Below are 19,483 nucleotides of genomic sequence, written 5' to 3' on the forward strand. Positions count from 1 at the left end.
GTAACCCCCGGGATCAGCTTCCGGCGGGGACCGGGGTTTTGGCTGTCCCCCTCGGGAGGGCCGTCACCCCGGTGCGGGCCACTTCCTTGATCCCGTAGGGTCGCAAAAGCTCGATCAATGCGTCCAATTTGGAACGCTCCCCCGTCGCCTGGACCATCAGGCTGTGGGGGCCTACATCCACGACCGAAGCGCGGAACGGTTCGACGATGCCGCTCACTTCCATCCGGGTCGCCGGCCCCGCTCCCACCTTGATCAACAGCAGTTCCCGCTCCACGGCGGAATGTTCGTTCAAATCCTGGATTTTGATCACGTCGATCAGCTTGTGAAGCTGTTTTTGCACCTGCTCCATCGTACGTTCGTCTCCATTGGTCACAATGACCATCCGGGACAGCCCCGGCTCCTCCGACTCCCCGACGCTGATGCTTTCGATGTTGAAATTGCGACGGCCGAGGAGGTTGGCCACCCGGGCCAGCACCCGGGGCTGATCGTTCACCAACACCGACAGGATATGCCTCATTCATCCTCCTCCCCCATGATCATTTCGTCGAGGCCGCTTCCCGGAGCGACCATCGGATAGACGTTCTCCTCCGGAGCCACGCGGAAATCCACCACTGCCGGCCCCGGGTGGGACAACGCTTCGCTCCAGACCCGAGCCGCTTCTTCTTTGTTTTCCGCTTTCCAGGCTTTCACTCCGTAGGATTCCGCCAGCTTGACGAAATCCGGGCTGTCGGCCAGATCCACTTCGCTGTATCGTTTCTTGTAGAAGACTTCCTGCCACTGCCGCACCATTCCCAGACACTGGTTGTTAATGACCGCCACTTTGACGGGAATGTTGGCCAGAGACGCCACCGCCAACTCCTGGCTGGTCATCTGGAACCCGCCGTCTCCGGTGACACTGATCACCGTGGCGTCGGGATGTGCGAGCTGGGCTCCCAGTGCGGCGGGAAACCCGAAACCCATCGTTCCGAGTCCGCCGGAGGTGATAAAGGACCGGGGCCGGGCGAAGGGAAAATACTGGGCCACCCACATCTGATGCTGCCCCACATCGGTGGTGACCACCGCATCCCCCCCGGTGCTTTCATAAAGGTGCCGGATCACCCACTGGGGCTTGAGAACCTCATCGGAGTCCCGGAAGGTGAAAGGTTTTTCCCGGAACCATGTTTGCACCCGTTCCACCCAGATGTCGGAATGGGCCCTTGGGACGGTGTCCAAGGCGGCGGAGAGGGACTGTTTCACGTCCCCCACGAGAGGGATGTAGGTATCCACGTTTTTGCCGATCTCCGCCGGATCGATGTCAATGTGGACGATCTTGGCGCCGGTGGCGAATTTATCAAGCCGTCCCATCGTCACCCGATCGTCAAATCGCGCTCCGATTCCGATCAACAGGTCGCATTCCAAGAGGGCGTTGTTGGCGGCGTAGGTGCCGTGCATCCCCGGCATTCCCAGCCACAGGGGGTGTTGCCCGGGAAATCCGCCCAGACCCATCAGTGTGGTGGTGACGGGAATATGGGCTTTTTCCGCGAAGGCGATCAGTTCTTTCTCCGCCCCGGAGGTGACCACCCCGCCCCCGGCCAGAATCAGCGGTTTCTCCGCCTCCCGGATCGCCTGATGAAGCCGGTTGACCTGCAGGGGATGGGGATCCGTCTTGGGCTGGTAACCCCGGATGTGAACCCGGTCGGGATAACGATAGGCGGCCCGGGCGTTGGAGACATCCTTGGGAATGTCGATCAGGACCGGCCCGGGCCGGCCGGAGGTTGCGATATAAAACGACTCCTTCACCACCCGCGGGAGATCCTTCACGTCCGTGACCAAGTAGCTGTGTTTGGTGATCGGCATGGTGATTCCGGTGATGTCCGCCTCCTGAAAGGCATCGGTTCCGATCAGGTGTTGAGCCACGTTCCCCGTGATGCAGACCAATGGAATGGAATCCATCTGGGCATTGGCGATTCCGGTCACCAAGTTGGTCGCTCCCGGCCCGGATGTGGCGATCACCACCCCGGCTTTGCCCGTGGCACGGGCATATCCGTCGGCGGCATGAATGGCGCCTTGTTCGTGCCGGGCCAAGAGGTGCTTCAGCGCACCGTGGTAAAGGGAATCGTAAATGGGAAGCACGGCTCCCCCCGGGTAACCGAAGACCACTTCCACCCCTTCCTCGATCAGACATCGGAGCAAGATCTCCGAACCGGTGAATTCCTGGTGCGACTGACCGGTCTGGGTCTTCTCTTTGACGGGCATCGCCAACCGTTGGGCCATCCTCCTTGACCTCCTTCAGATTCAAAATAAAAACCTTCCACACCCAACCATTCCTGACACGGGTCCCTGTTCGGTCATGGTTTGATTGGGGCGAAAGGTTCGCGGTACCACCCAATGCTTCACCGCCGCCTCACGGCGGACGGCCTCAGCGGGTGCGCCCGGTACGGGCGCACCCCATCGGATAACGGCGATGGCCGGAGACGTTCTACTCAGCCCAAATGGGCCTTTTGACGCACAGCTCCGAGGTGAGATCGTCCGTCATGCCGCGGCTCCGTTCTCAGCCTCCGGAACTCTCTGTGACGCGGTGGATGACGGCGCATGTCCTCTTCACAGCCTTTTGACAACTTATTCAACTATTTGTAACATTTTTCTTCCCGTGGATATAACAAAACCTCTGGGCATGCCGTACCCGTCCGTCAGAAACATCGAATCGGGCAGGACCTGCCGCAGAGGCTTTTATCCTCACGGTGTACACCGGATTTCCGGTGCTGATGCCGCTCGGTCGCAGTCCCCGTCTTAAGCGGGCGGAACCCTAGGCACCCTCCCACACGCTGCGGATCCGTCGTTGTCCGCATTGGTGAAATTGTTCAATTATTTAGGTGCTATTATAGTCAGGGCCCGATATCGTTGTCAACCGATTTTTTGTAAATCTTTTATTAATCGGTGACGGCCCCGCGGGACGCCGAGGAAACCAGCCGGGCGTACTTGTTGAGAACCCCTCGGGACGCGGGCAGGGGAGGAGCCTGCCATTCCTTTTTCCGGCGTTCCAACTCCGCCTCGGAAAGATCGACGGAAATCTCCCGGGTCCGGCTGTCGATCGTGATCCGGTCCCCGTCCCGGATCAGGGCGATCGGACCGCCGACCTGAGCCTCCGGAGCCACATGACCGATCACGAATCCGTGGGATCCCCCGGAAAAACGGCCGTCGGTGATGAGGGCCACCTTTTCCCCCAGTCCTTTTCCGACCAGAATGCCGGTGATGGACAGCATTTCAGGCATTCCGGGTCCCCCCTTGGGACCTTCATAACGGATGACGACCACATCGCCCTCCTGCACCCGGTCGGAGAGAATGGCATCGGCGGCATCCTGTTCATTGTCAAACACCCTGGCCGGACCGGACATTCTCGACACTTTCAGGCCGGAAACTTTGGCCACGGCCCCTTCGGGGGCGAGGTTTCCTTCCAGCACCACCAGCGGCCCCGTCTTCCGGAAAGGATGGTCCAAGGGGCGGATCACCTGCTGCCCCTCTTTCAGGGGTTCGGCTTCGGCCAGGTTTTCGGCCAGGGTTTTTCCGGTCACGGTCAGGCAATCCCCGTGGAGCAGGCCGGCTTCCAGGAGCAGCTTCATCACCGCGGGCACCCCGCCCGCCTTAAAGAGATCCTGCATCACGTATTTGCCGCTGGGTTTCAGATCGGCGATATGAGGGACCCGTTGCCGGATCCGCTCGAAATCTCCCATTGAGAGATCCACATCGACAGCGTGAGCGATGGCCAGCAAATGGAGGATGGCGTTGGTGGATCCCCCCAGCGCCATCACCACCGTGATCGCGTTCTCAAAGGCTTCTTTCGTCATGATGTCCTTGGGGTAGATTCCCTTTTTCAGCAATTCCACCACGGCTTGTCCCGCCCGGTAACAGTCCTCCCGTTTATATTCCGATTCCGCCGGATGGGAAGAACTTCCCGGCAGGCTCATCCCCATCGCTTCAATGGCGGAGGCCATGGTGTTGGCCGTGTACATGCCGCCACAGGACCCCGCTCCCGGACAGGCGTGGCATTCGATCCGGTGAAGGGCTTCGTCATCGATCATTCCTTTGTTGTGCTGCCCCACCCCTTCAAAGGCGGAAACAATATCGATATCTCTCCCGTCCAGATTGCCGGGACGGATCGTTCCCCCGTAAACAAAGACTGCAGGAACCTGGGTGCGTCCGATGGCGATCATGCATCCCGGCATGTTTTTGTCACAGCCCCCGATCGCCACGTAACCATCCAGCCGTTCCGCTCCGACCACCGTTTCGATGGAGTCGGCAATCACTTCCCGGCTGGGCAGGGAAAACCGCATCCCCTCATGGCCCATGGAAATCCCGTCGGAGACGGTGATCGTGTTGAAAATCAGGGGCGCCCCCCCTTGTGCGCGAACTCCGTCCCGGGCCCGTTCGGCCAGTTCCCGGATATGAACATTGCAAGGGGTCACTTCGCTCCAGGTGCTGGCCACCCCCACCATCGGCTTCTTGAAATCTTCGTCTGAAAAACCGACGGCCCGAAGCATGGCCCGGTTGGGCACACGGCTTGTCCCTTCGCTGATCACACGGCTTCGGATGCGCAGATCTTTTTCGGTATCCGATTGGGTCATTTGGGTCCCTCCTTTTTGCCCTTGACAAGATGATTGCAGAACAGTGTATAGTATTTTTCAACAGCTGTCACGGCCTTTTTTTATTTTCATATTATTCAGCCCGTTAAAAAAAGGAGGAATCATCATTGAGGAATCTCATGACCGCCAGCCGATTCGCCCAAAACACGTTTGCCCTGTGGGTGCTGGTCGCCTCATTTCTCGCCTGGCTCTGGCCTTACGGCTTCACATGGATCAAGCCCTGGATCGCTCCCCTCTTGGGGGTGATCATGTTCGGTATGGGGCTGACCCTGAGGGGGAAGGATTTCGCTCTGGTGTTGCGCCGTCCCTGGCCGGCGCTGGCCGGGGTCCTTCTGCAGTTTGCCATCATGCCTCTCGCCGCCTATGCCGTCGCCGTCGCCCTGAACCTCCCTTCCGGGCTGGCCGCCGGATTGGTATTGGTAGGGGCCTGCCCCGGGGGGACGGCTTCCAATGTGATCGTCTATCTCTCCAGGGGTGATGTTCCTCTCTCCGTCACCATGACCAGTGTTTCAACCCTTCTTGCCCCTCTTTTCACTCCTTTTCTGCTGTTGTGGCTGGCCGGTTCCTGGCTGCCGGTGGACCCCGGGGCCATGGTGTTGTCCATCCTCCAGGTGGTGATCCTGCCTGTCGTCCTGGGGCTCGTGATTCGACGGTTCTTTCCCGTTACCGTGGAAAAAGCGACGGAAGCGCTGCCCCTGATTTCTGTCACCACCATCGTGGTGATCGTGGCGGGAGTGGTGGCTCTGAACGCCGAGAACTTCGGCAAAATCGCCTTGGCTGCCTTTCTGGCAGTCATCGTCCACAACGGTCTTGGCCTGTTGTTGGGATACTGGGGAGCGCGTGTGTTGCGGCTTGACGAATCGAGAAGCCGGGCGGTTTCCATTGAGGTTGGGATGCAGAATTCGGGTCTTGGTGTCACCCTGGCCCTCACCCACCTGAACCCCGCCGCAGCGTTGCCAGGGGCCATTTTCAGCGTCTGGCACAACATTTCCGGCCCCCTTCTGGCCACCTACTGGTCGCGGAAGAATGAGAAAAAAGCCCCGGTGTCTGAATCGGAAAGCGGCCGGATCTGACCCGCCGCGCCTGCCACTCCAGAGGAAGCGGGCCATCGGTTCCCGTCCATCCTCCCGACCCTCCTGCCTGATGGAGCCGTTCAGGGCGTTCATCCCATGCTCTCCTCTGGCCGGTGTTAGAAAGCTCCCCGGAAACCGGGGAGCTTTCTTTTCCATTGACATTCCCGTCAGATCGGGTGTATAATTCGTATCAGTAATATTTCACTTGATTAAGTATTTTCCCGACCCGCAAGGGGGGTTTTTTTTGAGCGAACGCCTGAGATTGACCCATGAGTTGGAACGGGCCTTCCGTCAGATCTTTCGGCAGTTGAAACGGGAGATCAACGAAGTGTTGGGGGATGAGATCAATCGAAGTGAATTCGTCTTTCTCAAATTCCTGGTCCACCACGGGCCCCAAAAACCCTCCACCCTTTCCTCCGAATTTGAAGTCGCGGCCAGCCACGTGACCCATGTGACCGACCGCCTGGTCAAAAAAGGATGGGTTCGCCGCCGGCGTTCCGAATCGGACAAACGAGCGGTGGAACTGGAAGTGACGACGGAGGGGAAATCGGTTTATCACCAACTGGAAAAGAAGTGGCTGCTTTATTTCAGCGGAAAATTTGATTCCTTTACCACCGAAGAAATGGAGACGCTCCTCCGGCTGTTTCAAAAACTGACCGGAGCGTCAAACAAGTGACCTGGGCGGGATCCCTTTCTCGCGGCACGAAGGGAGTTGGAGAGTGTGGAACATCTGGAAATGCGCCAAAAAGTGACCATCATGCTGGCGATTATGGCTTCCATGCTGTTCGCCGCCCTGAACCAGACCATCGTGGGAACGTCCCTTCCCCGAATCGTGACGGAATTGGGCGGAATGGAATATTTCAACTGGGTTTTCACCATCTTTATGCTGACATCCAGCGTCACCGCCATTCTGGTGGGCAAACTGTCGGATATTTACGGCCGGAAGGTGTTTATCCTGACCGGACTCGGGATTTTCATGACCGGCTCATTCCTGTGCGGAACAGCCACCGACATGATTCAGTTGATCATCTACCGCGGAATTCAGGGCTTCGGCGGAGGCATGGTCATGTCCACCGCCTTCACCTCCGTCGGGGATCTGTTTCCCCCGCGGGAACGGGGCCGCTGGCAGGGGATGCTGGGGGCCGTCTTCGGCCTGGCCAGCGTGTTCGGACCGACGCTGGGAGGCTACATCGTCGACCACTTCGACTGGCACTGGGTTTTTTGGGTTTTCCTTCCCGTCGGCGTGGTCGCTTTTATTCTGATCCTGTGCCTTTTTCCCAAAACGGAAACCGGGGAAAAGAAGAAAATCGACTACTTCGGGTCGCTGTTCCTGGTCTGCACCATCATTCCGCTGCTTCTCGCGTTGACCTGGGCCGGAGGGGAGTTTGCCTGGACGTCCCCGCAGATTGTCGGGTTGTTTTCCTTCTCCTTTCTCGCTTTTCTGGTCTTCCTGTGGACCGAAAGTCGGGCGGAAAACCCGGTGCTTCCCCTGTATCTCTTTAAAAACGGCATCTTTTCCCTCTCGAACGGCATCGGCTTCCTGATCGGGATGGGCATGTTCGGCGCGGTGATGTATATGCCCTTTTTCATCCAGGGCGTCATGGGAACCTCGGCCTCCAAAACCGGATTCGTCATGATGTTCATGACTCTGAGCATGGTGGTTGCCAGTGCGATCACCGGGCAATTGGTGACCAAGACCGGCAGGTATAAAACCCTGGCTTTGGCCGGGTTGACGATCATGGGGATCGGGATGTACTTTCTCACCTCGATGAACACCGAAACCACCAACGTATCCGCCGCCCTCCACCTGGTGGGGATCGGATTGGGACTGGGGATGGCCTTCCCCATCTTTAACCTGATCATTCAAAACGCCGTTCCCCACCGGGAATTGGGAGTGGCCACCGCCTCCATCCAGCTGTTTCGACAACTGGGCGGCACCGTCGGCGTTTCCATTATGGGGACCATCATGGCTTCCCGAATGGAATCCAAATTGAGCGAGGGAATCCAGAAAAACGGCTCCCTGGCCGATCACCCTGAACTGGCGGGGAAACTGAAAGAAATGAAGGATCCGCAGATCCTGCTTTCCCCGGAACGGCTGGCCCAGATCAAAGCTCAGCTCCCCCCGGAAATGAGCGGGCTCTTTGACTCGTTCATCCACTTCCTGCGTGAAGCCATGAATTACGCCCTGTCCGGTGTGTTTTGGGCGGGAACGGTTGTGATGCTCCTCGCCGTGGTGCTTACCTTCTTCGTCCGGGAAATCCCCTTGCGCACCACCAACCGGGACACGGATGAAGTGGATCCCGAGGGCAACCGGGCACGGGCTTCCAAAGTGCAGCCGCAAAACTGAGGATTTCATTGATAAAGACCCGGTTCGGACACCGGGTCTTTTTTTGCTTCTGTCTCCTCACCATCTCCGATAGCGCTCCCGTTCCACCTCTTGTACATATTCCCGGTTTTTCAAACCATTAATTTGGCACCGGAAGGAATCAGGATGATGGGAACCAACCACCAGGATGACCGCAGATTTCTTAAGCAAAAGCCCCGCTCCATTTGTGGAACGGGGCTTGTGTCGGTTCAGGCATTGATTTTTTTCTTGGCCAGGTTGGCCAGTTCGGAGAAGGCTTTTTTATCGTTGACGGCCAAGTCGGCCAGCATCTTGCGGTTCACCTCGACCCCGGCTTGCTTCAGACCGTGCATCATCTTGTTGTACGAGAGACCGTTCGTCCGGGCTGCGGCATTGATGCGGCTGATCCACAGCCGGCGGAAGTCGCGTTTCTTCCGACGACGGTCGCGGTAAGCATAAGACAGCGACTTCATCACTTGCTGTTTCGCGGTTTTAAACAGGGTATGCTTCGACCCGAAATAACCACGGGCCAGTTTCAACACCTTTTTACGACGACGACGAGTGACAGTCCCGCCTTTTACACGTGCCATGATTCATTCCCTCCAAATTCAACCGTTAATCGTTCCGGCTGCACCGGTTACTTGTAAGCGATCAGCTGTTTGATGCGTTTGACGTCGGACTTGTCGACCAACGCCGCTTTGCGCAGCTTCCGCTTCGTTTTTTTCTGCTTGTGTTCCAGCATATGATTCATAAACGCATGGTTCCGTTTGATTTTACCGGTACCGGTTTTGCTGAAGCGCTTGGCTGCAGCGCTGCGGGTTTTCATTTTCGGCATGAAAAATTCCTCCTCACACGGTTTACCCTTGTTTCTCCTTCTTGGGCGCCAAAATCATGATCATGTGGCGGCCTTCCATCTTGGGGGCGCGTTCCACATCTCCGATATCCTTCACTTCCCCCGCCATGCGGGCCAGAATCTTCCGGCCCAGATCCTGGTGGGTGATCTCCCGTCCGCGGAAACGGATGGTCAGTTTCACTTTGTCGCCCTTGCTCAGGAACTTTCTCACATTGCGGAGTTTGGTGTTCACATCATGTTCTTCAATGGACGGGCTGAAGCGAATTTCCTTGACCTGGATCGTTTTTTGTTTTTTCCGGGCTTCCTTCTCCCGCTTGCTCTGTTCATAACGGTATTTTCCGTAATCCATGATCCGGCATACCGGCGGCTTGGCTTTGGGTGCCACATTGACGAGGTCCAGGTCGGCCTCCCGCGCCAACCGGAGCGCTTCCCGTAACGGCTTGATGCCCAATTGGTTGCCATCCCGGTCAATGAGGCGCACCTCCCGGGCACGGATGGCCTCATTCACCAATTGTTGTTCTTTGCTAATAACCTGCCACCTCCGAAGGGGATTTCGTATTCAAGTAAAAAAGGCGCAGGCCAACGCCCACACCTTTTGCTCCCGTCAATCAGAACCGAGAACCTGTCAACAACCTGTGCGTCGATCAGGTGAGAAGCGGGCGCTTCTGCTTGAATACCGACTTGTATCTTACCATGTGCACCGATCCGTGTCAAGAGCGGGCGGTCCAGCCTCCCTTCCCGGTCCGGAACAATCGGATCAGTTGTTTTTCCATACCCGGTCTTCTTCGCGGCAAAACCATTTCACCCGCCGGCTTCAGGCTTTTGCCTCGATCTCTTCCCTCATCTTCCTGATCAGGTCGTCCACGTTCCAGGCTCCCCGGTCGCCCTCGCCCCGGCGGCGGAGGTTGACGGTTCCCTGTTTTTGTTCTTTCTCTCCGACGACCAGCATATAGGGGATTTTTTGGAGCTGGGCTTCCCGGATCTTGTAACCGATCTTCTCACTCCGGCCGTCCAGCTCCGCCCGGATCCCCGCGGCCCGGAGTTGGTCCACCACATCGGAGGCGTAATCGCGGAAGGCATCGGTGATGGTCATCACCCGGGCCTGGACCGGAGACAGCCAGAGCGGTAAGGCTCCCTTGTAGTACTCCAGCAGAAACGCCACAAAGCGCTCCATCGTACCCACGATCCCCCGGTGGATCACCACCGGACGGTGAGGTTGTCCGTCTTCCCCGATATACTCCAGTTCAAACTGGTTGGGCAGGTGGAAGTCCAACTGAACCGTGGACAGGGTTTCGTCCTTGCCAAGGGCGGTCTGAACCTGGACATCCAGCTTGGGACCGTAAAACGCGGCTTCCCCTTCCGCTTCCACGTATTCCAGTTCCATCTCGTCCATCGCTTCTTTTAGCATCCGTTGGCTCTTTTCCCACATCTCATCGTTCTGCACGTATTTGTCTTTATCCCCGGGATCCCGGTAGGAAAGTCGGTACCAGAAGTCTTTGATCCCGAAATCCTGGTACACCTCTTCGATCAGCCGGACCACCCGGATGAATTCGGATTTGATTTGATCCGGGCGGCAGAAGATGTGGGCGTCGTTCAGGGTCATGGCGCGAACCCGCTGCAAGCCGGACAGGGCCCCGGACATCTCGTGTCGATGCATCATTCCCAGCTCGGCGATGCGGACGGGCAGATTCCGGTAACTCTTCAGCTCATTTTTGTACACCATCATATGATGGGGACAATTCATCGGTCGGAGAACCAATTCTTCATTGTCCATCTTCATCGGCGGATACATGTCTTCCCGGTAATGATCCCAGTGGCCGGAAGTCTTGTACAGATCCACACGGGCCAAATGAGGGGTGTAGACATGATCGTAACCCATCCGTTCTTCCTTGTCCACGATGTACCGTTCGATGATCCGACGAATGGTGGCCCCGTTGGGAAGCCACAGGGGCAGTCCCTGCCCCACCTCTTTGGACAGCGTGAAAATCTTGAGTTCTTTCCCCAGTTTGCGGTGATCCCGTTCTTTGGCTTCTTCCAGTTGCTTTAAATACGCTTCCAACTGGGACTTTTTGGGCCAGATGGTGCCGTAGACCCGCTGCAGCATTTGATTGTTCGAATCCCCCCGCCAGTAGGCTCCCGCCACGCTCAGGAGTTTGAATGCCTTCAGCTTTCCGGTGGAGGGAACATGGGGACCCCGGCACAGATCGAAAAACTCCCCCTGTTCATAGATGGTGATCTCTTCATCTTCCGGCAACTCCCGGATCAGCTCCAACTTCAGCTCGTCTCCGACTTCTTCGTAGATACGGAGGGCCTCCTCCCGGGAGACGACCCGGCGCCGGATCGGATGGTCCTCTTTGACAATCTTCTGCATCTCCTGTTCGATTTTGGGCAAATCGTCGGCCGTCAGTCGGTGAGGCAGATCCATGTCGTAATAAAAACCGTTCTCGATCACCGGGCCGATCCCCAGTTGCACGTCGGAATACAGGCGTTTCACCGCCTGTGCCATCAAGTGGGCGGCACTGTGCCGGTAAACTTCCAGGCCTTCCGGATCATCCAGCGTCAGAATGCGCACCACCGATCCCTCCGGCACTTCCCGCGACAGGTCCACCGTCACGCCGTCCACCTGTCCCGCGATCGCTTTCTTGGCCAATCCGCGGCTGATCGATTCCGCCACCTCGCGAACCGTCACCTTCTTCTCGTATTCACGGACCGAACCGTCCGGCAGTTTCACGGCCACACCCATCAGCCTTCACTCCTTTGCCAACAAAAATAAAAACACCCGCTCCCATAGGGACGAGTGTTTGGCACACGTGGTTCCACCCTGTTTCAACCCCGTCCCCCCTGGCGGGGAAGGACGGTGGTCCTTTAGGCACGTTAACGGCGTGCAAAACCGGCAACCGTTACTAACCCCGAAAAAAGGGCGTTCCCGGCGCTGCTCGGAGGGGGTCACCAAACGTTCAGGGGATTCAGAGGCTTGCAGCCGGCGGCCTCTGTTCTCTGGAAATCATGAACGATCAGCGGTGTCCTCGTCATCGCACATCTTGCGCACCCTCTCCGTCAAAAAAGGGGTGCCGTCCTTTGTTTTCACATACCGTCCCGCAGGGACGGACAGCTCCGTTATTGAAAAATTGTACCAGATGAAAACCCACATTGCAAGGGGAAGGAAAAAACTCCGTCAGCCTTTGGGGGTGGTTCCCTCCCCCCTTCTCCGGAAATGGGGCTGGCATCCGGAACACCCGTCACAAACCGAGATCCGTGTCTCGAACACCTGCTCCAGCGTACGGATCACGTTCTCTTCCCGGTTTTGGGTATGAAGAACCACCTGTTCGGGGGCGATGGTCAAAAGGGTGCTGACAATCAGATCCTCATGGGAAAAGGGCTGTTCCATCAGTTCCTGCACCGATTCGTCCAGCTCCTTCGTCCGAAGCGGCTCCCCCTCCTCATCCAACAGGCGGAACTGCCGCCGTCCCGTATGGAGGACATGAACCAGGTTCAACTTGGGTTCCTGCACCGATACGAAGTAACGGAGCAGTTCAATGAACTCCCGGTACTCCTGGTCCAGGAGATATTCGTCAATGGCGTGTTCCACCAGCTTGACCAATCCATTCCGGTACCGTTTCATCCGAAACCGGAAAAATCCGTCCACGGCCACGGACCGGTGTTGGGTCAGATACTGGGCCACTTGCCGCGCCATCCGGTCCTTTCTTCTTCGGCAGACCGGTTCCTCCGATTCAGAATCGTTCAACAGGTCAAAAGTATACCGCTCGATTTCCCGGCTGTCTTCGGGATCGCGGTAACGGAATTGTTTTTTGATAATGTGACGAATGAAGTTCGGTTCGTTGACGGACAAAAGATACTCGGCCACCGCAATTCCAAGGAAGCGGGGTAAACCCTCTTTTTTCTTTCCCGCCTTGGGGTGGGAAAAAAGGAAAAGGGTCCGGTTCCCCTGATCCGCTTCTTGCAGCCGACAGGAAAGACCCGTTTGCTCCAGCAGGGCCAGCTGGTCGTTCAGTAACGTACGCATTTGACCCGCTTCCCTGGAATTTCCGGAACCGGGTATCGATATCTGATATGAGGCCATAACCCGCCCTCCGCTTTGTCCATGGTTTATCCTAGTATATGGGGGCGGTTGGGTCGGTATACGTCGAGGACCGTCCGTGACTACCGGGGACCTTTTGGCGGGCGGAATCCTGCTTTTTTAGCCTCCTCTTCCGTGCAAAACCAACGTTCCGGTTTGGTGGATTCATATTGGGGACTCTCCCGTGTGTGAAAAATTTTCTCTCCGTCACGGTTGATATTTCCCTTGATCTTTCCGGTGCAGTCTCCTTCCCGTGATGTCTCCGCCCGGTTCCGGGCGGAGACATCTTTTCCCCAGAGACCCTTTTCTTTCTCTCTCGCCTCTCTCTGCAGGCGAAGAAACTTCTCCTGGTATCGGACGTTGGGCGGCACCGTCATCACCTGGGCCATGCCCTCTTCAAGCAGCATCGCATTGAAGAGTTCATCTCCCAACCACACATAAGCCAACAGGCGCCCGTACTGATCCCGTTCTTCCACGTCCGTCTCCAGACGGACATCCTTTCCCGCCAGATGTTTCGTGGTAAAACGGGACGCTTCTTTTCCGTAAACCTCGGCTCCGATTTTCGGGTGGTTCGTTTCGGGGGTGTTCACCCCGATCAACCGTACCTTCTCGATGCGTCCTTCCATGCGGACGGAAAGGGTGTCCCCGTCGATGACGCGAATCACCTTGGCTTCACGCCCTTTCCCCGGCCCATCCGCCTCCTCCTTCAACCGATCGGCGGATTGGCAACCCGCCAGGAGTACAAGGGGGATCAGTAACCCGGCAATCGCTCTCTGAAGGGCTCCCACGAACACCACCTCCTTTTCCACGACAACGGAAAACCCTCAACCCCGCAACAGTCCCTTGACCGCTTCCAGCTGTTCCAGAGCGGAATGAAAAAAGGAATCATAGGAAGCATCCCGGAAGAAGAGCCAAACCAGAGCGATGCACCCCCCGTACATCGCCACTTTTCCCGTGATCTTGTCAAAGGTGTCGCCGGAGCGGATATTCACTCCAAGGCTTTTGAGTCCCATCCGCTTTTTCCAGGGCCAAAACAGGGGAATCCCTCCCGAGGTGCAGGCGTCCGCCAGCAAATGGGAGAGATATCCCGCCGCCATCGCCCAGGCATGGAGCGGATGGGCCTGATACGTGATCCAGGTGACGAGGGCGAGGGATAAGAAGGAATGAGTAAAACTCCGGTGAGGGATAAAGGCGACTGCCATCGCATAGAGTCCCGAATACATCACCCAAAGTTCCAGGTTTTTGATCAACGCCAACAACACGAAGATAGCCCCGGCGATGGCCAGAGCGGCGGAACGGAAGCGGATGGAACGGAACAGGAGATTGTTCAGAGTGCTGCCGTCCTCATCGATGTCCGGCAGCATGGCCCCCAGGGAAGAAACGACCACCATGGACATGGCAGTCAGCACCTGGTCTTCACTCCCGGTCACCCCGACGGCGACCGCCCCCGCGGCCACTCCCAGGGACAAGTGGGTATTCCCGGTCAAAATGCCGTCCTCCTCTCCAAACATTGTCAGACGCAGGCATCCTTAAATAACATTAAAGTATTTTAACACAAAAGAAAACACTCAGACAGACCGAAGCCCGCTGCGAATCCAGGTGGAGCCACCGAAAAGAGGGTACTTCAGGGATGAAACCAACTCCGGAGAGGTCTATTGTTGAAAGCACCCGATTTCCCGCGGTTACGATCTGTCGGATCGGGGTGCCTTGAAACTCTTGAAATTGTATTCCCATGAAGAAAAACCGGCTCTCGGTGAGGGAGCCGGTTTTTCGGGAGATGCAAAAGCCCCCGTTCAAAAACGGGGGAATGATTGGTACCGAGGGTCGGACTCGAACCGACACGGTGGATCACCCACCCCGGGATTTTAAGTCCCGTGCGTCTACCAATTCCGCCACCCCGGCAAAATATAAGAATGGAGCGGATGACGGGATTCGAACCCGCGACCCCCGCCTTGGCAAGGCGGTGCTCTACCACTGAGCCACATCCGCTCGAAAAATGGTGGTTCGGGACGGAATCGAACCGCCGACACGAGGATTTTCAGTCCTCTGCTCTACCGACTGAGCTACCGAACCACTTCGTGTTCACTTGCGACAAAAAGTATTATAGCACGCCGCAATGGTTAAAGCAACCCGTCCGGAGATTTTCGTTTCGGTTTCAGGCCTGCCGGCGGTTGGGACCTTCCACATAAAAGGCATTCACATAGGGGCGGATCCTTTCCATGATCCGTTTGGCCTTCACCCGCTCGGTCCCGCCTTTTTCCGAATGGGACAGATGATCCTCCAACTCGTTCAGATCGAGATTGGAGGTGATGACGGTCGGCAACTTTTCCGTCATCCGGAACTGAAGAATCGCCCCCAGAATCTCATCCCGGATCCAAGGGGTGATGTTTTCCGCCCCGAGATCGTCGAGGATCAAAACGGTAGCCTTTTTCAGTGTGTCCAGCTTTTCCTGGATCATCCCGTCCCGGATGGATTCCTTGATTTCTCTGATGAAGTCCGGCACATAGACCATCAGGGAATCCACACCGTACTGCACCAGATATTGGGCCATCGCCCCCGCAATCCGGCTTTTTCCGACCCCGAAGGGTCCATAGAGGTACAGGCCTTTTTGCGGGCGTCCGTCGGCAAACTGATCGCAAAAATCCATCGCTGCCTCAATCGCTTCGGCTCTGCCGGCATCCCAGGTCATTTTGTCAAAGGTGGCGTGGATAATATCGGCTGGAATGTAGTGGCTTTTAATCAATTGTTTCCGTTTCTTTTCCTGCTCATGGGCAATCCGTTTCTCACAAGGCGTCAGCCGCAAATCCAGATAACCGCCGTACCATTGCAATTCGGGGCGGTGGCCTTTTACAAGGTTCGGGCATTGGTCCAGCCCGGGACAACGCCTGCACTGTTCACGCTCCCGGATCATTTGCCGGAGCTGAACGAGGGAACGCCGGAAAACGTCGTCCCCCACTTCGGGATGTTTTTCCCGAAATGCACGGATATCGGAGTGGGAAAGCACGGTTTCCAACTCCTTTTTCGGATCCATCCTGCCGGCGAGCCGTCCCTTCATGGGGGCCACCACTTTATCGATCCGGTCCATTATGGCTCAATCCCCTTTTCTTGCATCCGTTGGTTGAGGCGCTGGTTCATTCGATTCAGTTTTGCGCGAAGCCGGGCTTCTGTATCCGGGTCCACTTCCCCGCTCCCGGGCTTTTCCCCCTTGGCCTCCCGTTCCATGGCCTGGGCCAAGGAACGGGGAAGGGGCTCTTCTTTTTGCCTTCGCCGGTTTTGGTTCCGGGAAGTCCTCGATCGACCCCCCTTGGAATTACGCCGCTTCCATTCCCAATCCAGTTCCTTCCGGGCCATTTCCCGCGCTTCCTTTACGGTTTGGACATTTTTTCGGGCCCAGTGTCCCGCAATCTTTTCAACCAATGGACGGGGAAGCTTGTAGTCGTGGGAATACAGCACATATTCCAGCAACACGTTGATCACGCCGGTAGGAAGGCCGTAATGATTCGTCAGATCCTCCACCAACTCCAGATCGGCACGGGGAATCATCTTTCCTTTTTGAAAGTGCTTCAACAATTCCACCGGGGAAACCTCATTCAGCATGCGAAAGTGGCGATCTTCCTCGGATTCATCCCGTGAGTGAGAGACCGGAGACCTCCCTTTCTCCACCGTTCGGGACGGCGGACGTCCTTCTCCCGGCTGATCCAGCTGCTTCCGGTCCACCACGACCGGAGAGCTTCCGAAGCGCATGCGATACTGGCTCCTGACAAAAGACCGGAGCCGCTCCGTGTCGATTTTGCCCTGTTGAGTCACGTATGGGTTTTGGATGGCCCGGATCAGGTCCCAGTCATCCAGTTGATAAAGAAAGCGGATTTCCCGTACTTCTTCCTCCACCCGTTCCGTCCAGGCGCTGTCATTCAGGATGTTCTGAAGACGGGCTTTCACCATGGAGAGATCATCTTCCCCTTCCAGGGAGAAAACGGGAGGGTGTCCTTCATCGGAGTCACCGACCGGCTCCGGCGGCATCAGCTCGTGCTCCACCTCTGAAGCCGAACGAAGCTCCGCGGGGGAAAGGGAACCAAACACCTGTTGAAACGACTTGGTAACATCTTTTCCCCCGGACGGAAAAGCGGCTGTCTCCTCGGCGCCCACCCACTGTTCGTACAGGCTTCGAAACCGGTCTTTTCCCAACCGGTTCACCAGGGAGACGCTGAGAACATCACTTTGGAAGAAACGTGCCGGTGTTAAAGGGGCCAGCAGATCGTATTGAAACACCCGGTGCCCCTTTTCCTGTGTCTCACGGGTATTAAGCAGTCCGACCCCTTCCAAGCGGTAACGGGCCTGCAACAACTCCCCGAGGGGAAGTTGCAACCCCTTCATCAGATCGAGGTGAGAATAAAGGGGGGAGACTCCCGGACGATGCAGCGGCAAATAGCTGTATATCGTCAGATAGAGACCGACCGCCGCCACCCCGACGAGAGGTTGATACAGATGAACCAACACCATCTGATCGGTCGGTTGGATCGGTCTGCGGCTGCGGCTCCGCCATCCGTCCCGCGGCGTGCAATCCTTCCAGGCAATGCTCATCAACCCACCCCCCAACGGATCTGCAATGAGTGGATTACTATTGTATCAGGAGAACCGGCACACCACAAACCTTTTCAACCCGCAAAAAACCTTATTCCTCGTCCCCGGTTCCTTTATTCTCCTTCAAGGGATCACGGGTGCGATTTAACAGGTCTTCCAATTCTCTCACAAATACATTGATATCTTTGAACTGCCGGTAAACCGATGCAAAGCGGACATAAGCCACCTCATCCACATCCACGAGACGCTCCATGATCATTTCTCCGATTTCGCGAGTGGGAATTTCCGATTCGTTGTGTTCCCGCAGGTTCCGCTCCACCTCGTCAACCAAGGCCTCCAGACGTTCCATCGGAACCGGACGCTTTTCACAGGCACGGATCAGTCCCCTCAGAAGTTTCTCCCGGCTGAATTCCTCCCGACTTCCGTCTTTTTTGATGACGATCAGCGGTTTTTCCTCCACCATCTCAAAAGTGGTGAAGCGACGCTCACACGATTCGCACTGGCGCCTTCGCCGGATCGATTTTCCCTCGTGAGCCGGGCGGGAATCGAGAACCCGGCTTCCCAGCGAATGGCAATACGGGCACCGCATGGTCGCAATCCTCCTCCCACGATTCTCTCCGACGGACGTTGAAAAAAAGTCGTACTCACTATACCACAACCGACAGGGTTTGTATTCGTGGGCCGCCCGGCCGCGTCCTTCAACCTCTCACCTCTGTAAGCGAAAAACGCCCCCGGAAGTTTCCGAGGGCGCGACCATCATCTGGAAGCGTTATGAAAAAGCGGGGGGCAACATTTACGCTCCGGCTCACTATTGTCGGTAAACGCTTCCCTTCTTCTGAGCCTAACAATAAATCACAACGCTTCTAAAGCTTTTATACGGTGATTTCCTGCGCCTGTTCATTCTGTGTCAAAAAAGGGCGTCCCACCCACTGGATCAGATCCACCACGCGGCAGGAATATCCCCATTCGTTGTCGTACCAAGCAAGCACTTTCACCTGGCGGTCTCCGATCACCATGGTGGAGGGTGCATCCACGATGGCGGAGTGGGAATTGCCGTTAAAATCCGAGGAAACCAGGGGAGCATTGCAATACTGAAGAATTCCCTTCAACCGGCCTTCCGACGCTTCCTTGAGAGCCGTATTCACTTCCTCCGCGGTGACTTCCCGCTCCAGATCCACCACCAAGTCCACCACCGACACATTGGGTGTCGGTACCCGAAGAGCGAGGCCGTTCAGCCGCCCCTTCAGTTCCGGGATCACTTTTCCGATCGCCGACGCGGCTCCGGTCTTGGTTGGAATGATGGATTGGGCGCAAGCCCGGGCCCGCCGGAGGTCCTTATGGGGATTGTCCAGGTTTTTCTGGTCGTTGGTGTAAGAATGCACGGTGGTCATCAGACCCTGTTCGATCCCGAAGGACTCATGGAGCACTTTCACCACCGGTGCCAGACAGTTGGTGGTGCAGCTCGCGTTGGAAATGATCCGGTCCCGTGTCGGATCGTAAGCGTTCTCATTCACGCCCATGACCATCATGACATCCTCGTTTTTCCCCGGAGCGGTGATCACCACTTTTTTGGCCCCGGCCTTCAGGTGGAGACCGGCCCCTTCACGATCGCGGAACTTCCCGGTCGCTTCCACCACGATATCAATATCCAATTCAGACCAGGGAAGACGGGCAGGATCCCGGTCGGACACCAGCTTCACTTCTTTTCCGTTGACCATCAACCGGTCCCCTTCGCCCCAAACATCATCTTCCACATGACCGTGTATGGTGTCGTATTTTACCAGATGAGCCAACGTTTCGGCGGGATAGCTCGCGTTTACCGCCACTACTTCCATGTCTTCTTCTTGGATCGCTTTTCGGAACACCATCCTGCCGATCCGACCAAACCCGTTAATCGCAATACGCAGCGGCATACGTTTCCCCTTCCTTCTATTT

17 protein-coding genes and 3 tRNA genes are annotated in these 19,483 nt (G+C 56.7%); 3 read left to right on the forward strand and 17 right to left on the reverse strand.

Annotated elements, in window-relative coordinates; genetic code table 11:
- Positions 1-13 precede the first annotated feature (13 nt).
- The 3 genes from ilvN to ilvD form a co-directional block, all read right to left on the reverse strand.
- Positions 14-517 (reverse strand): acetolactate synthase small subunit, encoded by a 504-nt coding sequence (gene ilvN, locus C8P63_RS03835; RefSeq protein WP_108022025.1) that lies wholly within the window; start codon positions 515-517, stop codon positions 14-16.
- On the reverse strand, positions 514-2,235 hold the full coding sequence (gene ilvB, locus C8P63_RS03840; RefSeq protein ID WP_245920690.1) for a biosynthetic-type acetolactate synthase large subunit: 1,722 nt from the start codon (positions 2,233-2,235) through the stop codon (positions 514-516). Before ilvB ends, ilvN begins: the two co-directional genes overlap by 4 nt.
- A gap of 674 nt (positions 2,236-2,909) precedes the next feature.
- Positions 2,910-4,601: a dihydroxy-acid dehydratase gene (ilvD, locus tag C8P63_RS03845; RefSeq protein ID WP_108022027.1), complete on the reverse strand. Its 1,692-nt coding sequence runs from the start codon at positions 4,599-4,601 to the stop codon at positions 2,910-2,912.
- A 125-nt stretch (positions 4,602-4,726) separates the two neighbouring features.
- On the opposite strand from ilvD, the gene C8P63_RS03850 reads away from it, so the two are divergent.
- The 3 genes from C8P63_RS03850 to C8P63_RS03860 all read left to right on the forward strand — a co-directional run bounded on the left by C8P63_RS03850 (position 4,727) and on the right by C8P63_RS03860 (position 8,039).
- Complete coding sequence (locus tag C8P63_RS03850; protein WP_281258671.1) at positions 4,727-5,692, forward strand: bile acid:sodium symporter family protein; 966 nt, start codon at positions 4,727-4,729, stop codon at positions 5,690-5,692.
- A 244-nt stretch (positions 5,693-5,936) separates the two neighbouring features.
- Positions 5,937-6,368 (forward strand): MarR family winged helix-turn-helix transcriptional regulator, encoded by a 432-nt coding sequence (locus tag C8P63_RS03855; RefSeq protein WP_170109485.1) that lies wholly within the window; start codon positions 5,937-5,939, stop codon positions 6,366-6,368.
- Between the two features lie 45 nt (positions 6,369-6,413).
- A complete protein-coding gene (locus C8P63_RS03860) occupies positions 6,414-8,039 on the forward strand; it encodes an MDR family MFS transporter (protein WP_170109486.1) in 1,626 nt (541 codons plus the stop codon).
- Positions 8,040-8,266: 227 nt separating this feature from the next.
- Here C8P63_RS03860 and rplT read toward each other — a convergent pair whose 3' ends face one another.
- From rplT to C8P63_RS03935, 14 genes are all read right to left on the reverse strand, one after another.
- Entirely contained in the window at positions 8,267-8,626 is a 360-nt protein-coding gene (gene rplT, locus C8P63_RS03865) for a 50S ribosomal protein L20 (RefSeq protein ID WP_108022030.1), read from the reverse strand.
- A gap of 47 nt (positions 8,627-8,673) precedes the next feature.
- Positions 8,674-8,871, reverse strand: a complete 198-nt coding sequence (gene rpmI / locus C8P63_RS03870; protein ID WP_108022031.1) for a 50S ribosomal protein L35 — start codon at positions 8,869-8,871, stop codon at positions 8,674-8,676.
- Between the two features lie 22 nt (positions 8,872-8,893).
- A complete protein-coding gene (gene infC, locus C8P63_RS03875) occupies positions 8,894-9,418 on the reverse strand; it encodes a translation initiation factor IF-3 (RefSeq protein WP_170109507.1) in 525 nt (174 codons plus the stop codon).
- 285 nt (positions 9,419-9,703) lie between these two features.
- A complete protein-coding gene (gene thrS / locus C8P63_RS03885; protein WP_211308241.1) occupies positions 9,704-11,632 on the reverse strand; it encodes a threonine--tRNA ligase in 1,929 nt (642 codons plus the stop codon).
- A gap of 432 nt (positions 11,633-12,064) precedes the next feature.
- Complete coding sequence (ytxC, locus tag C8P63_RS03890; protein ID WP_170109487.1) at positions 12,065-12,913, reverse strand: putative sporulation protein YtxC; 849 nt, start codon at positions 12,911-12,913, stop codon at positions 12,065-12,067.
- Positions 12,914-13,050: 137 nt separating this feature from the next.
- Positions 13,051-13,755: a thermonuclease family protein gene (locus C8P63_RS03895; protein ID WP_245920667.1), complete on the reverse strand. Its 705-nt coding sequence runs from the start codon at positions 13,753-13,755 to the stop codon at positions 13,051-13,053.
- 36 nt (positions 13,756-13,791) lie between these two features.
- Positions 13,792-14,454, reverse strand: a complete 663-nt coding sequence (locus tag C8P63_RS03900) for a metal-dependent hydrolase (protein ID WP_170109488.1) — start codon at positions 14,452-14,454, stop codon at positions 13,792-13,794.
- A 325-nt stretch (positions 14,455-14,779) separates the two neighbouring features.
- A tRNA-Leu gene (locus C8P63_RS03905) sits at positions 14,780-14,869 on the reverse strand.
- A gap of 12 nt (positions 14,870-14,881) precedes the next feature.
- Positions 14,882-14,956 (reverse strand) — tRNA-Gly (locus tag C8P63_RS03910).
- 8 nt (positions 14,957-14,964) lie between these two features.
- A tRNA-Phe gene (locus C8P63_RS03915) sits at positions 14,965-15,040 on the reverse strand.
- Between the two features lie 82 nt (positions 15,041-15,122).
- Positions 15,123-16,052 carry a primosomal protein DnaI gene (gene dnaI, locus C8P63_RS03920; RefSeq protein ID WP_108022036.1) on the reverse strand — a complete coding sequence of 310 codons (930 nt, stop codon included), beginning with the start codon at positions 16,050-16,052 and terminating at the stop codon, positions 15,123-15,125.
- Positions 16,052-17,548, reverse strand: coding sequence for a replication initiation and membrane attachment family protein (locus C8P63_RS03925; protein ID WP_108022037.1), 1,497 nt, complete (start codon positions 17,546-17,548; stop codon positions 16,052-16,054). The genes dnaI and C8P63_RS03925 overlap by 1 nt, the downstream gene beginning before the upstream one ends.
- A gap of 91 nt (positions 17,549-17,639) precedes the next feature.
- The gene (gene nrdR / locus C8P63_RS03930; protein WP_108022038.1) at positions 17,640-18,137 is read right to left on the reverse strand and encodes a transcriptional regulator NrdR; all 498 of its coding nucleotides are present in this window, start codon (positions 18,135-18,137) and stop codon (positions 17,640-17,642) included.
- A 283-nt stretch (positions 18,138-18,420) separates the two neighbouring features.
- Complete coding sequence (locus C8P63_RS03935; RefSeq protein WP_108022039.1) at positions 18,421-19,461, reverse strand: glyceraldehyde-3-phosphate dehydrogenase; 1,041 nt, start codon at positions 19,459-19,461, stop codon at positions 18,421-18,423.
- Between the last annotated feature and the right edge of the window lie 22 nt (positions 19,462-19,483).

It is taken from the genome of Melghirimyces profundicolus, from assembly GCF_003054245.1.
Lineage (GTDB): Bacteria > Bacillota > Bacilli > Thermoactinomycetales > DSM-45169 > Melghirimyces > Melghirimyces profundicolus.

What these genes read in the sequence shown, in the direction of transcription:
- ilvN (WP_108022025.1), bottom strand. Translation starts at nt 517, where the DNA reads ATGAGGCATATCCTGTCGGTGTTGGTGAACGATCAGCCCCGGGTGCTG.
- ilvB (WP_245920690.1), bottom strand. Translation starts at nt 2,235, where the DNA reads ATGCCCGTCAAAGAGAAGACCCAGACCGGTCAGTCGCACCAGGAATTC.
- ilvD (WP_108022027.1), bottom strand. Translation starts at nt 4,601, where the DNA reads ATGACCCAATCGGATACCGAAAAAGATCTGCGCATCCGAAGCCGTGTG.
- rplT (WP_108022030.1), bottom strand. Translation starts at nt 8,626, where the DNA reads ATGGCACGTGTAAAAGGCGGGACTGTCACTCGTCGTCGTCGTAAAAAG.
- rpmI (WP_108022031.1), bottom strand. Translation starts at nt 8,871, where the DNA reads ATGCCGAAAATGAAAACCCGCAGCGCTGCAGCCAAGCGCTTCAGCAAA.
- thrS (WP_211308241.1), bottom strand. Translation starts at nt 11,632, where the DNA reads ATGGGTGTGGCCGTGAAACTGCCGGACGGTTCGGTCCGTGAATACGAG.
- ytxC (WP_170109487.1), bottom strand. Translation starts at nt 12,913, where the DNA reads ATGCGTACGTTACTGAACGACCAGCTGGCCCTGCTGGAGCAAACGGGT.
- dnaI (WP_108022036.1), bottom strand. Translation starts at nt 16,052, where the DNA reads ATGGACCGGATCGATAAAGTGGTGGCCCCCATGAAGGGACGGCTCGCC.
- C8P63_RS03925 (WP_108022037.1), bottom strand. Translation starts at nt 17,548, where the DNA reads ATGAGCATTGCCTGGAAGGATTGCACGCCGCGGGACGGATGGCGGAGC.
- nrdR (WP_108022038.1), bottom strand. Translation starts at nt 18,137, where the DNA reads ATGCGGTGCCCGTATTGCCATTCGCTGGGAAGCCGGGTTCTCGATTCC.
- C8P63_RS03935 (WP_108022039.1), bottom strand. Translation starts at nt 19,461, where the DNA reads ATGCCGCTGCGTATTGCGATTAACGGGTTTGGTCGGATCGGCAGGATG.